The sequence below is a fragment of the Streptomyces sp. NBC_00572 genome (assembly GCF_026341815.1).
In the GTDB taxonomy this organism is placed as follows: Bacteria; Actinomycetota; Actinomycetes; order Streptomycetales; family Streptomycetaceae; genus Streptomyces.
In genome coordinates this window covers 2,482,177-2,495,786 of the sequence record NZ_JAPENX010000001.1, presented here as the reverse complement: position 1 = coordinate 2,495,786, position 13,610 = coordinate 2,482,177, and the positions used below count along the sequence as shown (strand labels likewise).

At 70.2% G+C, this 13,610-nt stretch carries 13 protein-coding genes, 1 tRNA gene and 1 pseudogene; 8 read left to right on the top strand and 7 right to left on the bottom strand.

The window, feature by feature from the left end:
• Nucleotides 1-4 precede the first annotated feature (4 nt).
• On the bottom strand, nucleotides 5-739 hold the full coding sequence (locus OG514_RS11315; RefSeq protein ID WP_266893495.1) for a TetR/AcrR family transcriptional regulator: 735 nt from the start codon (nucleotides 737-739) through the stop codon (nucleotides 5-7).
• 110 nt (nucleotides 740-849) lie between these two features.
• Between OG514_RS11315 and OG514_RS11310 the strand changes: the two genes are divergently transcribed.
• Both OG514_RS11310 and OG514_RS11305 read left to right on the top strand, forming a co-directional pair.
• Nucleotides 850-1,944 carry an alpha/beta fold hydrolase gene (locus OG514_RS11310; RefSeq protein ID WP_266893494.1) on the top strand — a complete coding sequence of 365 codons (1,095 nt, stop codon included), beginning with the start codon at nucleotides 850-852 and terminating at the stop codon, nucleotides 1,942-1,944.
• A gap of 31 nt (nucleotides 1,945-1,975) precedes the next feature.
• Nucleotides 1,976-2,899 (top strand): annotated as a pseudogene (locus OG514_RS11305) (tyrosine-type recombinase/integrase).
• 97 nt (nucleotides 2,900-2,996) lie between these two features.
• Here the strand turns inward: OG514_RS11305 and OG514_RS11300 are convergent.
• From OG514_RS11300 to OG514_RS11290, 3 genes are all read right to left on the bottom strand, one after another.
• A tRNA-Pro gene (locus tag OG514_RS11300) sits at nucleotides 2,997-3,070 on the bottom strand.
• A 38-nt stretch (nucleotides 3,071-3,108) separates the two neighbouring features.
• Nucleotides 3,109-3,846 carry a Pr6Pr family membrane protein gene (locus tag OG514_RS11295; RefSeq protein ID WP_266893492.1) on the bottom strand — a complete coding sequence of 246 codons (738 nt, stop codon included), beginning with the start codon at nucleotides 3,844-3,846 and terminating at the stop codon, nucleotides 3,109-3,111.
• A gap of 47 nt (nucleotides 3,847-3,893) precedes the next feature.
• A complete protein-coding gene (locus OG514_RS11290; protein WP_266893490.1) occupies nucleotides 3,894-4,832 on the bottom strand; it encodes a metallophosphoesterase in 939 nt (312 codons plus the stop codon).
• A gap of 74 nt (nucleotides 4,833-4,906) precedes the next feature.
• Here OG514_RS11290 and OG514_RS11285 point away from each other — a divergent pair, with 74 nt between their 5' ends.
• Nucleotides 4,907-5,371, top strand: coding sequence for a GatB/YqeY domain-containing protein (locus tag OG514_RS11285; protein WP_266893488.1), 465 nt, complete (start codon nucleotides 4,907-4,909; stop codon nucleotides 5,369-5,371).
• Between the two features lie 76 nt (nucleotides 5,372-5,447).
• Here OG514_RS11285 and OG514_RS11280 read toward each other — a convergent pair whose 3' ends face one another.
• Nucleotides 5,448-7,691, bottom strand: coding sequence for a transglycosylase domain-containing protein (locus OG514_RS11280; RefSeq protein WP_266893486.1), 2,244 nt, complete (start codon nucleotides 7,689-7,691; stop codon nucleotides 5,448-5,450).
• A 539-nt stretch (nucleotides 7,692-8,230) separates the two neighbouring features.
• Between OG514_RS11280 and OG514_RS11275 the strand changes: the two genes are divergently transcribed.
• A complete protein-coding gene (locus OG514_RS11275; protein WP_015034550.1) occupies nucleotides 8,231-8,575 on the top strand; it encodes a WhiB family transcriptional regulator in 345 nt (114 codons plus the stop codon).
• Nucleotides 8,576-8,602: 27 nt separating this feature from the next.
• On the opposite strand, the gene OG514_RS11270 is transcribed toward OG514_RS11275, so the two are convergent.
• Together OG514_RS11270 and OG514_RS11265 are read right to left on the bottom strand one after the other, a co-directional pair.
• A complete protein-coding gene (locus OG514_RS11270) occupies nucleotides 8,603-9,910 on the bottom strand; it encodes an ArsA family ATPase (RefSeq protein ID WP_266900821.1) in 1,308 nt (435 codons plus the stop codon).
• A gap of 98 nt (nucleotides 9,911-10,008) precedes the next feature.
• A complete protein-coding gene (locus OG514_RS11265) occupies nucleotides 10,009-10,971 on the bottom strand; it encodes an ArsA-related P-loop ATPase (RefSeq protein ID WP_266893480.1) in 963 nt (320 codons plus the stop codon).
• A 122-nt stretch (nucleotides 10,972-11,093) separates the two neighbouring features.
• On the opposite strand from OG514_RS11265, the gene OG514_RS11260 reads away from it, so the two are divergent.
• The 4 genes from OG514_RS11260 to OG514_RS11245 all read left to right on the top strand — a co-directional run bounded on the left by OG514_RS11260 (nucleotide 11,094) and on the right by OG514_RS11245 (nucleotide 13,524).
• Nucleotides 11,094-11,252 (top strand): DUF4177 domain-containing protein, encoded by a 159-nt coding sequence (locus OG514_RS11260; RefSeq protein ID WP_015034547.1) that lies wholly within the window; start codon nucleotides 11,094-11,096, stop codon nucleotides 11,250-11,252.
• On the top strand, nucleotides 11,249-11,719 hold the full coding sequence (locus OG514_RS11255) for a RidA family protein (RefSeq protein ID WP_266893476.1): 471 nt from the start codon (nucleotides 11,249-11,251) through the stop codon (nucleotides 11,717-11,719). Before OG514_RS11260 ends, OG514_RS11255 begins: the two co-directional genes overlap by 4 nt.
• 111 nt (nucleotides 11,720-11,830) lie before the next feature.
• Complete coding sequence (locus tag OG514_RS11250; RefSeq protein WP_266893474.1) at nucleotides 11,831-12,697, top strand: NUDIX hydrolase; 867 nt, start codon at nucleotides 11,831-11,833, stop codon at nucleotides 12,695-12,697.
• Nucleotides 12,694-13,524, top strand: a complete 831-nt coding sequence (locus OG514_RS11245; protein ID WP_266893472.1) for an MBL fold metallo-hydrolase — start codon at nucleotides 12,694-12,696, stop codon at nucleotides 13,522-13,524. The genes OG514_RS11250 and OG514_RS11245 overlap by 4 nt, the downstream gene beginning before the upstream one ends.
• Nucleotides 13,525-13,610 lie beyond the last annotated feature (86 nt).

Sequence of the window (13,610 nt, the reverse complement as noted above, 5' to 3'; positions counted from 1 at the left end):
CTCGTTACGGGAGGAGAGCCGCCACGCCGTCCATGATCCGCTCCAGGCCGAAGTCCAGCGGGTCCGCGCTCTGTGGCGTGAAGGCGCCCTCTGCGGCCGCTGACGTGAGGGCGGGAAAGCGGTCCGCGTGGCGTTCCAGGACGTCGGCTGTGAGGTGGGCCCACTCCTCGTTCGCCGCCTCGTCGTGTTCGACGGTCTGCTGGGCGATGTTGCGGATGTGGCCCACGAGCAGCAGGAACGTGTCATGCCGCTGGGGGGCTGACAGGCCGGTTCCGGCGAGCACGGCCAACGCGGTGTCCAGCCAGCCGAGTTGATGGGGGCCCATGATCTGGCGGCGCATGCCGGTGGCCGTCAGGATCCACGGGTGGCGGCGGTACACGGCCGAGCACTGGCGGGCCCACTCGGTCAACTGCGGGCGCCAGCCGCCGGGGATGTCGGCGACTGACACCGGGGGACCGATCGCGAGGTCGACCATCAGGTCGACCAGTTCCGCCTTGCCGGGGACGTACCGGTAGAGCGCCATCGCGGTGACGTCGCATTCCTTGGCGACCCGGGCCAGCGAGACCGCGTCCAGACCTTCTTTGTCGGCGATCGTGATCGCCGCCTCGGCGATCCGGCCTGCTGTCAGCGAGGGCTTCGGACCCCGGCTTGGCTGCCCCTGCTCGCCCCACAGCAGCGCGAAGCTCGCCTTCGCACCGCCCTGCTTCCCCACTGACTTCCGGGGCTCTTTCGCACTCATCCTGAACTCCCTCGTCGTCACCTGTTGACGACCTGCACTAACTGTTTATAGCGTATAGCTAACTGCTTACGTCATACGCAGTTCCTTGATACGGATCTCTGGGAGTCGTCATGCTCGCCGCCATCGTCGCCACCTCCGCCGCTGCACTCCTCGCCGCACCGACGGCCGGAATCCTCGGCCACCGCGCCCTGAAGCGCTCCCGTAACGCCTCCCTCATGAAGATCGACAGCCCCCACGGCATCGACGAGCAGGGCTTCGTCCGCATCGGCGGCATCGACCAGTGGATCTCGGTCCGCGGCGAGGACCTGACCAACCCCGTCGTCCTGGAGCTGCACGGCGGCCCCGGCGCCTCGAGCGCGATCTTCGGGCCGCGCACCAGATCCTGGGAGAAGCACTTCACGATCGTCCGCTGGGACATGCGCGGCACCCTCAAGACCCTCGGCCGCGGAGGAGCCGACGGACAGGGCGAGATGACCTTCGAGCGGATCTACGCGGACGCGGTCGAGGTCACCGACCACATCCGCACCCGCCTCGGCGCCGACAAGCTCGTCCTGCTCGGCCACTCCTACGGCAGCGCCTTCGGCCTGCGGCTCGCCCGTGAGTTCCCCGAGCGCTACTCCGCGTACGTCGGCACCGACCAGAACATCCACGACTCCGGCCGCGACAACTCCGTACACCAGGCACTCCTTGCCCGACTGCGAGCGGCCAAGAAGCGCAAGGAACTCGCGGCGGTCGAGGCTCTGGACGTCGACAAGCACCGCTGGAGCGCCCGCGAGCGCGCGATGCACGCCAAGTTGCTGGCCACCAGCGACCCGCTGACCTTGGACACGATGAAGAAGGTCGTCATGGGGTCCCTATGGCTCTCGCCGCTGCACTCTCTGCGCGAGCTGGGGCACTTCGTCAAGGGCATGAGCTTCTCGGAGCAGGTCACCGCAGGCACGTCCGAGTTCGACGACTGGGCGGACGGTACCGAGTTCGAGATCCCGTTCTTCTTCTTCCAGGGTGAGAAAGACGTCCTCACGTCGCCCGACCTCGCCCGCCGCTTCTTCGACGACGTCCAGGCGCCGGTCAAGGAATTCGCACTGATCGAGGACTGCAGCCACTTCGCTGCGTTCCGCCGGCCGGAACGGTTCCTCGGGCTGCTGCTGGCTTACGTACAGCCGGTGGTGGTCGCCGGCGAGTCAGCTGCCGTAGCAGCCATCTGACCGAGGTGCGGCCAGCTGTCCCGGGCCCGGCCTGGTGGGTATCGACCCGAGCACGGCCGAGACCTGCGGGACCCTGAGCCGGACGCACGTGATCCCGTCCCTCGGGGCCCGCAAGCTCCGTGACTTGAGCGCGGAGGACGTCGACCGCTGGCTTGCCGTCAAGGCGAAAACACTCAGCACCCGGACTCTCCAAGCTGGCTGTCCACTCCTGCCTGAACCGCTCGGTCAAGCGGGCCATGGCTCGGGACAAGGTGGAGCGCAACGTCGTCGCGTGGTGCTCGGTGCCCCAAGGGCAAGTCGGGCGGCCCTCCAGGCGCTCACCTTCGCCCAAGCCGAAGCCGTGCTCAAGGGTGCTGAGGGGACCTCGATGCACACCTACATCGTCGTCGCCCTGCTGACCGGAGCCCGTACCGAGGAGCTGCGGGCGCTCACCTGGGATCACGTCTTCCTGAAAGGCGTCCCGGAAGCCGATCCGCCGCAGCCTCCGCACATCGCGGTGTGGCGTTCGGTCCGGCGTGGCGGAGACACCAAGACCAGGAAGTCCCGGCGAACGCTCGCCCTGCCGGCGCGTTGCGTCGAAGCCCTCTGACAGCAATTCGAAGATCGAGGATGGGACCGGCTTGCCGCTGGCGAGAAGTGGGAGGAACACGGGCTCGTCTTCTCCTCGGCCGTGGGCAAGCCGCTCGACGCGGCCAACGTCCGCCGCGCCTTCCGCCAGGCGCTCAAGGGTGTCGACGGGATCGATGCCGACGAGTGGACGCCCCGGGAGCTCCGGCACAGCTTCGTGTCCCTGCTGTCCGACCGTGGTGTCCCGCTGGAAGTGATCTCCCGCCTGGTCGGCCATTCGGGGACGGCCGTGACGGAGGAGGTCTACCGGAAGCAGATCCGGCCCGTGATCCAGACCGGTGCCGTGGTCATGGACGGGATCTTCGGCGGCGATCCGCAGCGGTCGTAGACACGCGAGGAGCGGTAGTCACGCAGATAGACACGCAGACGAAAACAGGTGAGGCACCTAGCGATGTCGCTAGGTGCCTCACCTGGTGTTACGGCTGTCGGGGTGGCGGGATTTGAACCCACGACCTCTTCGTCCCGAACGAAGCGCGCTGCCAAGCTGCGCTACACCCCGATGTCGCTGCTCTGTTCTTCACGTCGCGGCGACATCGATTACTTTAGCCCACGCGCGCGCTGAGACGAAATCCGGTTTTCGCGGGGTCGCGGCGCAGGTCGGATGCGGTCCAGGCCGACGATCGCGAGGCCGAGGGCGTAGAAGGCCGCGCCGAGGACGACCGCGTTCGTGAGGACGGCGGGGTAGCCGTGGGCGGTGACGTCGACGAAGGGGTACGTGTAGCGGGTCGGGGTGCCGGGGGAGAGCAGGGCGCCGCGGATCAGGGCGAAGGCGAAGTAGAGGCCCGGGATCGCGAGCCACTGGGCGGCGTGGCGCCATCGGAGGGCGCCGGGGGCGGTGAGCAGCAGGAAGTCCAGGGCCGTGCCGATCGGGGTCACCGTGTGGAGGAGCTGGTTGGCGACGGCCTTGGCGCCGGTGAGCCGGGCGATCTCTGCGGCCTGGTTGAACGGGCTCGCCGGGTTGTCGAGGACCAGGTGGAAGACGAGGCCGACCACCGTGATGCAGAGCAGGACGCCGCCGGTCCACAGCGCGGGCAGCGGCGGGCGCCGGTTCCAGGCGCGGACGGCGCCCGCTCCGAGGGCCAGGGCGACCAGGATGTTGGACCAGATGGTGAAGAAGCTCAGGACGACGAGCACGTTCACGTGGACGCACTCGATGACCAGGCCCGTCGCGGCGGACAGGGCGATCACGCCGCGGAAGGCGGCGGCGTACGGCCTGCGGGCGGTGGGGAGCACGACGGAGGCCGGGACGGCGGACGCGCGGTTCGGCGTGAGCATGCCCCCCACCGTAGGAGGAGGGGGGCGGATCCGGCGCGCAGCGGCGGCTACCCGCGCGCCGTCAGGGTCAGCAGCGTGACCTCGGGCGGGCAGGCGAAGCGGACGGGGGTGAAGCGGTTGGTGCCGCAGCCCGCCGAGACGTGGAGGTACGAGGTCCGGTCCGCGACCGTGTGCGTGGAGAGCCCCTTCACCCGGTCGGTGTCCAGGTCGCAGTTGGTGACGAGCGCCCCGTAGAAGGGGATGCACAGCTGCCCGCCGTGGGTGTGCCCGGCGAGGATCAGCTCGTACCCGTCGGCCGTGAACGCGTCCAGCGAGCGCAGGTACGGGGCGTGGACCACGCCCACCGTGAAGTCGGCCCCGGTGTCGGGGCCGCCGGCGACCCGCTCGTACCGGTCGCGCTTGATGTGCGGGTCGTCGAGGCCGGTGAACGCGAGCTCCGCCTGCGGCAGCTTGAGCCGGCCGCGGGTGTTGGTGAGGTCCACCCAGCCCGCCGCGTCGAACGCGTCCCGCATCCCCTCCCAGGGGTTGTGGACGGCGCCGACGACCGGCTTGTTGCCGTTGAGGCCGTGCCGGCCCTGGACCTTCTCCATCAGATAGCGGCCGGGATTGCGGAGCGTGGGCCCGTAGTAGTCGTTGGAGCCGAAGACGTACACGCCCGGGAACTCCATCAGCGGGCCGAGCGCGTCGAGGACCTCCGGTACCGCGTTCGGGTCGGAGAGGTTGTCGCCGGTGTTGACGACGAAGTCCGGGCGGAGCCCCGCGAGGGACTGGAGCCAGGCCCGCTTCTTGCCCTGACCGCTCACCATGTGGATGTCGGAGACCTGCAGGACCCGCAGGTCGTCCATGCCGGGCGGGAGCACCGGGACCGTCACACGGCGGAGCCGGAAAGAGCGGGCCTCGAAGCCGGCCGCGTAGACGATTCCGGCGGCGGCCGTCGCCGTGAGGCCTGCCGTGATCTTCAGGGGGAGCCCGTACCGTGCGCGCATTCCCCCATCGTCGCAGACCCCGGAGGCCTAAATGCGCGGGCGGGTGGGGCGGCACACCTGCCACACTTGGCCTCATGACCACGCTCAAGGCGAAGCTCCAGGCCGACCTCAACGCCGCGATCCGGGAGCGCGACGAACTGCGCTCCTCGACCCTGCGGCTGACCATCACCGCGATCACCAAGGAGGAGGTCGCGGGCAAGACCAAGCGCGAACTCTCCGACGACGAGGTGCAGAAGGTGATCGCCAAGGAGGCGAAGAAGCGCCGCGAGGCCGCGGACGCCTTCGCCCAGGGCGGTCGCCCCGAGTCCGCCGAGCGGGAGAAGGCGGAGGGCGTCCTCCTCGACGCGTACCTGCCGAAGCAGCTCAGCGACGAGGAGATCGACGGGATCGTCGCGGCGGCCGTCGCGGAGGCCAAGGCGGCCGGCGCCGAGGGCCCGCGTGCCATGGGCGCCGTCATGAAGATCGTGAACCCGAAGGTGGCCGGCCAGGCCGACGGCGGCCGGGTCGCCGCCTCCGTGAAGAAGCTCCTCGCGGGCTGATTCGACCGGACCACAGCCGAGAGGGCGCCCCGCGGATGCGGGGCGCCCTCTCGGCGTGTACGGGGTAAGGGGACCGTCAGCGGTTTCCGCCGCGGCCGTTTCCGCCGCCCAGCATGTCCGGCGGGATCGTGATGCCGGGGAACGGGTTGGTCGGGGGCTTGGTGTCGCCCGGCTTGTTGTCGCCCGGCTTACGGGGCTTGTTCGGCTTGTTCGGACCCTCGTCCCCGTCCTCCTTGTCCTTGGGCTTCTCGGCCCGAGGTACGGAGATGGGGGCGAAGCCCGGCGTCTCGGAGGCGTCGAGGGCGCCCGTCATCGCGATCTTCCAGATGGGGCCGGGGAGGCAGCCACCACAGACCTTGGAGTAGTACTCCCCGCCGATGGTGATCCGGTACATCGGCTTCTGCTCGCCGACGTCGTCGCCGACCCAGACCGCGGTGGACAGATTCGGGGTGTAGCCGACGAACCAGGCGTCCTTGCGGTCGTTGGTCGTACCGGTCTTGCCCGCGTTGTCGCGGTCGCTCAGACCGGCCTTCGTACCGGTGCCGTCCTCGACGACGCCCTTCAGCATCTGGTTGATCAGGTCGGCGGTGCGCTCGCTCATCGCCCGTGTGCACGTGGTGTCCGGCACGTTGAGCTTGTCGCCGTTGGCGGCCTTGACCGACTCGATGGCGACCGGAGTGCAGTGCAGACCCCGGTTGGCGAAGGCGGCGTAGGCCGAGGCCATCGCCAGCGGGGTGCTGACCTGGCTGCCGAGGGTGAGCGCCGGCGTCACTTCGAGCGGCTTGCCGTCACCGCGGGCGTATCCCAGCTTCTGCGCCATCTGGGCGGTCTCGCAGAGTCCGGCCTGCTGCTCCAGGAGCACGAAGTAGGTGTTGATGGACTTGCCGAGCGCACCCGTCATGTCCCAGGAGCCGGCCTCGGACTCCAGCTCGTTCTGCAGCTCCCACTCCCTGTTGGCGCCGGGGGCGCCCTTGCAGTCGCGGAAGCCGCTCTCGTTCACCTTCATCTTCCACGGCGTGTCGTAGGACTGCGCGGGGCTGATGCCCTTCTCCAGCGCGGCGGCGGCGGTGAAGGGCTTGAAGGTCGAGCCGACCTGGAAGCCGTAGGTGCTGCCGCCCATCCGGTTGCTCACGGCGAGGTTGAGCGTCGTCTCGTGCTTCTTCTGGTCCAGGCCGTACGGGCGGGACTGGCCCATCGAGAGGATCTTGCCGGTGCCGGGCTGGACCTGCACGACCGAGGTGGCGACCGGGTCGTCCTTGTTGACCTTCGCGATCGCGGCCTCGTTGGCGGCGGCCTGCGCGCGCGGGTCCAGGGTGGTCTTGATGGTGAGACCGCCCAGGTTCCACAGCTTCTGGCGTTCCTCCGCCGTCTTGCCGAAGACCGGGTCCATGAGGATCGTCTTGCGGACGTAGTCGCAGAAGAAGCCGGCACCGTCGACGGCGGTGATGCAGCCGTTCCTCGGGGTCTTGACCTTCAGCTTGAGCGGGGCGGCCTTCGCCTTGTCGGCCTCGGCCTGGCTGATGTCCTTGACGTCGGCCATCCGCTGGAGGACCACGTTGCGGCGCTTGGTGGCTTCCTGGAGGTCGTTGATCGGGTCGTAGCGGCTCGGCGACTGGACGAGGCCGGCCATCATCGCCGCCTCGCCGAGGGTCAGGTCGGCGGCGTGCTTGGAGAAGTACCGCTGGGAGGCGGCCTCGATGCCGTACGCCTGCTGCCCGAAGAACGTGATGTTGAGGTAGTTCTCCAGGATCTTCTTCTTGCCCAGCTCCTCCTCGACCTGGATCGCGAATTTCAGCTCGCGGACCTTGCGGCCGATGGTCTGCTGGGTGGCCTGCGCGACCTTCTCGGGGTCGTCACCGGCCTCCTCGACGAAGACGTTCTTCACGTACTGCTGGGTGAGGGTGGACGCGCCCTGCGAGACCCCGCCCGACTGCGCGTTGCGGTTGATCGCGCGCAGCACACCCTTGAGGTCGATCGCCCCGTGCTCGTAGAAGCGGCCGTCCTCGATCGCGACGATCGCCTTCTGCATGTACGGGGAGATCTTGTCCAGCGGGACGACCTTCCGGTCCCGCGAGTACACGGTGGCGAGGAGGCCACCCTCGGAGTCGAGGATCGTGGTGCGCTGACTCAGCGGTGGGGTCTTCAGGTTGGAGGGGATCTCGTCGAACCCCTCGACAGTGCCCTTCGCGGCCAGACCGAGTGCGCCGGCCGCGGGCAGGGCGATGCCCGCCAGCACGGCTCCCGCGAGCACACTGACACCGAGGAACTTGGCGGCCTGCTGGGTCCCGGTCAGACCACCGCCGGAGCGCTTCTTTGCCATGGGGGGCAGCCTAATCCGTAGTGATGAGCGTTCCGTAGGAGCGGGGGCCTCTCGGAGCGTTCGAGTACCAGACCGTGACATCCGGGCCGCAGGCCGCGGGAGCCGGCTCCGTGGGGCGGCCGCGTGAGCTGGCTACGTTCCCATTCGCCGGACACGCGTATATGCCTTGGCCTAAGCTGCTCCCAACTGTCACAGCAGTGTGGTCTGGCATCAAGACCCGGGTGTGACTCCGGCATGAATTCCCCTGACCCCGAAGCATGGGGAGCTCGTGTCCGATTCCGGCTCATGCGTCACGCGGTGTCCGAAGTGACACCGTCAAGGAAGGGCGTATCCAGGCGATATGTCCGCTATCACACGCATGTCCTTCGATCACTCCCCTGGGTGATCTGACGCGCACGCATAGTCCGTTCGGGCCATCGAAGATTGGGCCCGAAGGGGGTGTTGCGCTGTGCCCACCTTCCGTAACGTCCCAACTGGCAGCGGTGAATATGCCGCTGCCGCCGTGGGGGAGCCTCGATTCGGGAGAGGACGGCGCCGGTATGGGCTGGGTAGCTGACTGGAGTGCGCAGGCGGCCTGCCGCACTACCGATCCGGATGAACTTTTCGTACAGGGAGCGGCACAGAACAGGGCAAAGGCGGTGTGCACCGGATGCCCGGTGCGGACCGAGTGCCTCGCCGACGCCCTCGACAACCGCGTGGAGTTCGGCGTGTGGGGCGGCATGACGGAGCGCGAGCGCCGCGCCCTGCTGCGCCGCAGGCCGACCGTCACCTCGTGGCGTCGGCTCCTTGAGACCGCGCGCACGGAGTACGAGCGGGGAGCGGGCCTGCTGCCCGTGGCGATCGAGGACGACGCGACGTACGAGGCGTACGCCGCGGTCGGGTAGCCGAGGGCTACCTGGGGTAGCCGAGCCCTATCGGCCGGCCGTGAGCCGGTCGCCGATGGCCCGCAGCCCGGCGAGGTCGTGCACATCGCCGGGCAGGGCCGCCACTTCTGTCACCGCCACCTCGGGGTGAAGCGCGGTGAAGCGGTCACGCGTGCGCTGCTCACGCGCGAGCACCCGCATGCGCTCGGCATGCAGGCGCAGAAGTCCCGCGGTGAGATGTCGTACGTCAGCGTCGTCCACGTCGTCTGCTTCTACGTCGTCTACGTCGCTTACGTCTGTTTCCTGTGCCGGTTCGGCTGTGGGGGCAGCCTCGGGTACGGGATGTGCTGCGGCGGCGGTGGCGAGATCGGACTGCTCGTGTGCGGTGGCCGGGGAGCCACTCCGGTCAGTCTTCCCGCCCCCCTGATCCACAATCCGCCCCTCGTCAAGATTTTCCGCCGCGGCCCGCGCCCGCTCGGCCGAAAGCCGGGCGGCGCCACTGCCGTGGACGCGATTGAGGACGAGACCGGCCAGCGGCATCCCCTCCGCGGCCAGCCGCTCGACGAAGTACGCGGCCTCGCGCAGCGCGTCCCGCTCCGGCGTGGCCACCACGAGGAAGGCCGTGCCCGGGGCCTGGAGCAGCTTGTACGTGGCGTCGGCGCGGGTCCGGAAACCCCCGAACATCGTGTCCATCGCCGCGACGAACGTCTGGACGTCCTTGAGGAACTGACCCCCCAGCAGCTTTCCGAGGGTCCCCGTCATCATCGACATGCCGACGTTCAGGAACTTCATCCCCGCCCGCCCGCCCACCTTCGCCGGCGCCATCAGCAGCTTGATGAACTTCCCGTCGAGGAACGACCCGAGCCGCTTCGGCGCGTCCAGGAAGTCCAGCGCGGACCGGGACGGGGGGGTGTCCACGACGATCAGGTCCCACTCGTCGCGCGCCCGGAGCTGGCCCAGCTTCTCCATCGCCATGTACTCCTGCGTGCCGGCGAATCCGGCCGACAGGGACTGGTAGAAGGGGTTCTCCAGGATCGCCCGCGCCCGGTCGGGCTCCGCGTGCGACTCGACGATCTCGTCGAAGGTCCGCTTCATGTCCAGCATCATCGCGTGGAGTTCGCCGCCGTCGGAGCCCTTGATTCCGTCGACCTTGCGCGGGGTGTTGTCGAGGGAGTCGATGCCCATCGACTGGGCGAGGCGGCGGGCCGGGTCGATGGTCAGGACGACGACCCGGCGCCCGCGCTCCGCCGCCCGTACGCCGAGCGCCGCCGCCGTGGTCGTCTTGCCGACCCCGCCCGCGCCGCAGCAGACGATGATGCGGGTGCCGAGGTCGTCGATCAGCGGGTCGAGATCCAGGACGGGAACGGCGTCGAGCCCGTGCGTCTCGGCGGCCGTGCCGCGACCGTCGGCGGCCGGGGCCGGGTTCGTGCCGCGACCGTCGGGGGACTTCTCCGTCACGCGCCCACCCCTTGCTTCCTCAGTTCCTTCGCCAGCCGGTAGAGCCCCGCGATGTCCGCCCCGTCCCCCAGGAAGGGGAGTTCGTACGAGGGGACGCCGATGTCGTCCAGGACCGCGCGCTGCGTCCGCTCCAGCTCCACCCGCCGGGCGTGCTCGGACGCCTGGTCGAGGAGCGGCTCGACCAGCGTCGTACCGCCCGCGACGCCCACGGAGGCCAGCGTCCTGGCGATCGCCTCCCGGTGGTCGCCGGAGGCGGCCCGTACCGCCGCCTCGTCCAGGACGTGCGGCCGGACCATGTTCACCACGACCCGCCCCACCGGCAGCTCGGCCGCGCGGAGCTCCGCGATGCCGTCCGCGGTCTCCTGGACCGGCATCTCCTCCAGGAGGGTCACCAAGTGCACTGCGGTCTCGGGGGACTTGAGGACTCGCATGACGGCCTGCGCCTGGTTGTGTATCGGGCCGATCCTCGCCAGGCCGGCCACCTCGTCGTTGACGTTGAGGAAGCGGGTGATGCGGCCGGTGGGTGGCGCGTCCATCACCACGTGGTCGTAGGTGTGGCCGCCGTGCTTCTCGCGCCGGCGGACCGCCTCGCACGCCTTGCCGGTCAGCAGGACGTCCCGTACACCCGGCGCTATCGTCGTCGCGAAGTCGATCGCGCCGAGCTTCTTCAGGGCCCGCCCCGCAGTGCCCAGTTTGTAGAACATCTGGAGGTAGTCGAGGAGCGCGCGCTCGGCGTCGATCGCCAGCGCGTACACCTCCCCGCCGCCCGGGGCGACGGCGATCTTGCGCTCCTCGTACGGAAGGGACTCCGTCTCGAAGAGCTGTGCGATGCCCTGTCTGCCTTCGACCTCGACGAGGAGGGTGCGCTTGCCCTCCGTCGCGAGGGCGAGCGCGAGGGCGGCGGCGACCGTCGTCTTACCGGTACCGCCCTTGCCGCTGACGACCTGGAGCCTGCTCACGCTGTCGAGCCTAACCACTGGCGGCGGCGCCCAATCAGGAGGCCGCCCCGGAGAAGCTCCCTAGGGGCAGCTTCAGGGCCGCTTCGGGGAACCGCCCCGCGGCAGCGGATACAGTCGGGCCCATGACCAAGTGGGAGTACGTCACGGTGCCGCTTCTGGTGCACGCGACCAAGCAGATTCTGGACACCTGGGGCGAGGACGGCTGGGAGCTCGTCCAGGTCGTGCCCGGGCCGAACAACCCCGAGCAGCTCGTGGCCTACCTGAAGCGGGCCAAGTCGTGAGCGGGGCCGTCGAGGCGAAGCTCGCCGAGCTCGGCCTGACCCTGCCGGCCGTCGTGCCGCCGCTGGCCGCCTACCAGCCGGCCGTGCAGTCGGGCGTGTACGTCTACACCTCGGGCCAGCTCCCGATCGTGGACGGCAAGCTCCAGCTGACCGGCAAGGTCGGCGGCGAGGTCACCGCCGACGAGGCCAAGCAGCTCGCGGCCACCTGCGCGCTGAACGCCCTCGCGGCCGTGAAGTCGGTCGCCGGTGACCTGGACCGGATCAAGCGGGTCGTGAAGGTCGTCGGCTTCGTCGCCTCCGCGCCCGACTTCACCGGCCAGCCGGGCGTCATCAACGGCGCCAGCGAGCTGCTCGGCGCGGTCCTCGGCGACAAGGGCGTCCACGCGCGCAGCGCCGTCGGCGTGACCGTGCTGCCGCTCGACGCCCCGGTCGAGGTCGAGGTCCAGGTGGAGCTGGTCGAGGCCTGAGCCTCCACCACCGCACGCGGGCGCGTACGCACGTACGTGACGAGAGCCGGTTCTTCTCGGACAGAAGAACCGGCTCTCGTGCATTCAAGTACTTGCGCATAGCATCCGGCCATGTCGAATGGTCAGTGGTACCCGCCCGAGTGGCCCGACCGCATCCGCGCCCTCGCCGCCGGTGAACTCACCCCGGTGACCCCCCGGCGCGCCGCCACCGTCCTGCTCCTGCGGGACGGGGACGCCGGTCCCGACGTCCACATGCTCCGCCGCCGCGCCTCGATGGCCTTCGCGGGCGGCGCGTACGCCTACCCCGGCGGTGGCGTCGACCCGCGCGACGAGCACCCGGTGCGCTGGGCGGGACCCTCCCTGGAGGCCTGGGCGGCCCGGCTCGGCCTCGACGACCCCGCACAGGCCCAGGCGGTGGTCTGCGCCGCCGTACGCGAGACGTACGAGGAGGCGGGCGTCCTGCTCGCCGGGGAGACCGAGGAAGCGGTCGTGGGCGACACGACCGGCGAGGAGTGGGAGCGGGACCGGGAGGCGCTCGTCGCCCGGGAGCTGTCCTTCGCCGACTTCCTGGACCGGCGCGGCCTCGTCGTGCGCTCCGACCTGCTCGGCGCCTGGGCCCGCTGGATCACGCCGGAGTTCGAGCAGCGCCGGTACGACACCTGGTTCTTCGTGGCCGCGCTGCCGGCCGGGCAGCGCACCCGGAACGCCTCCACGGAGGCCGACCGGACCGTCTGGATCCGCCCGGCGGAGGCCGCCGCCGGCTACGACCGGGGCGAGCTGACGATGATGCCGCCGACGATCTCGACCCTGCGCACCCTGGAGCCGTACGGAACGGCCGCCGAGGCCCTCGCGGGGGCCCGGGAGCAGAACATGGCCCCCGTGCTCGCGCAGGCGCGTCTGGACGGCGACGAGCTGGTCCTGAGCTGGCCGGGGCACGAGGAGTTCACCAAGATCATCCCGATGGGAGACGCGCGATGAGCGACGCCGCCGCCCTGCCCGGCCAGCCGCGCGGACTGGTGGTCTCCGGGCCCGCGACCGACCGCGCCGTGAACGTCCTCGCGCCGAACCCGTCCGCGATGACCCTCGACGGCACCAACACCTGGCTCCTCTCGGAGCCCGGCTCCGACCTCGCCGTCGTCGTCGACCCCGGCCCGCTCGACGAGTCCCATCTGCGCCATGTGATCGACACGGCGGAGAAGCTCGGCAAGCGGGTCGCGCTCACCCTGCTGACCCACGGCCACCCGGACCACGCGGAGGGGGCCGGGCTCTTCGCCGAGCTGACCGGGACGGCCGTACGGGCCCTCGACCCGGCGCTGCGGCTCGGCGACGAGGGGCTCGGCGCGGGGGACGTGGTGACCGTCGGCGGCCTGGAGCTGCGGGTGGTCCCGACGCCCGGCCACACCTCCGACTCGCTCTCCTTCCACCTGCCCGCCGACCGGGCGGTGCTGACGGGCGACACGATCCTGGGGCGCGGGACGACGATGGTGGCCCATCCGGACGGCCGCCTCGGCGACTACCTGGACTCGCTGCGGCGGCTGCGCTCGCTCACCGTCGACGACGGCGTGCACACGGTCCTGCCGGGCCACGGGCCGGTCCTGGAGGACGCGCAGGGGGCCGTGGAGTTCTATCTCGCGCACCGGGCGAACCGGCTCGCCCAGGTCGAGACGGCGGTCGAGAGCGGCCACCGGACGGCGGCGGAGGTCGTCGCCCATGTGTACGCGGACGTGGACCGGTCGCTGTGGCCGGCGGCCGAGCTGTCCGTACGGGCGCAGCTGGAGTACCTGAGGGAGCGGGGCCTGGTCTAGGCGGGGCTTGACCCAGGCGGGGACTTGGGCGGGTGCCCCGCTCGCAAGCCCGCTGAAGCCCGCTGACGTACCCCGGGAACCTCCGG

Bases quoted from the DNA above. Each gene is read 5' to 3' on its own strand.
- OG514_RS11280 (WP_266893486.1), bottom strand. From the start codon at position 7,691: ATGGCAAAGAAGCGCTCCGGCGGTGGTCTGACCGGGACCCAGCAGGCC.
- OG514_RS11285 (WP_266893488.1), top strand. From the start codon at position 4,907: ATGACCACGCTCAAGGCGAAGCTCCAGGCCGACCTCAACGCCGCGATC.
- OG514_RS11295 (WP_266893492.1), bottom strand. From the start codon at position 3,846: ATGCTCACGCCGAACCGCGCGTCCGCCGTCCCGGCCTCCGTCGTGCTC.
- OG514_RS11310 (WP_266893494.1), top strand. From the start codon at position 850: ATGCTCGCCGCCATCGTCGCCACCTCCGCCGCTGCACTCCTCGCCGCA.
- OG514_RS11275 (WP_015034550.1), top strand. From the start codon at position 8,231: ATGGGCTGGGTAGCTGACTGGAGTGCGCAGGCGGCCTGCCGCACTACC.
- OG514_RS11315 (WP_266893495.1), bottom strand. From the start codon at position 739: ATGAGTGCGAAAGAGCCCCGGAAGTCAGTGGGGAAGCAGGGCGGTGCG.
- OG514_RS11245 (WP_266893472.1), top strand. From the start codon at position 12,694: ATGAGCGACGCCGCCGCCCTGCCCGGCCAGCCGCGCGGACTGGTGGTC.
- OG514_RS11290 (WP_266893490.1), bottom strand. From the start codon at position 4,832: ATGCGCGCACGGTACGGGCTCCCCCTGAAGATCACGGCAGGCCTCACG.
- OG514_RS11250 (WP_266893474.1), top strand. From the start codon at position 11,831: ATGTCGAATGGTCAGTGGTACCCGCCCGAGTGGCCCGACCGCATCCGC.
- OG514_RS11260 (WP_015034547.1), top strand. From the start codon at position 11,094: ATGACCAAGTGGGAGTACGTCACGGTGCCGCTTCTGGTGCACGCGACC.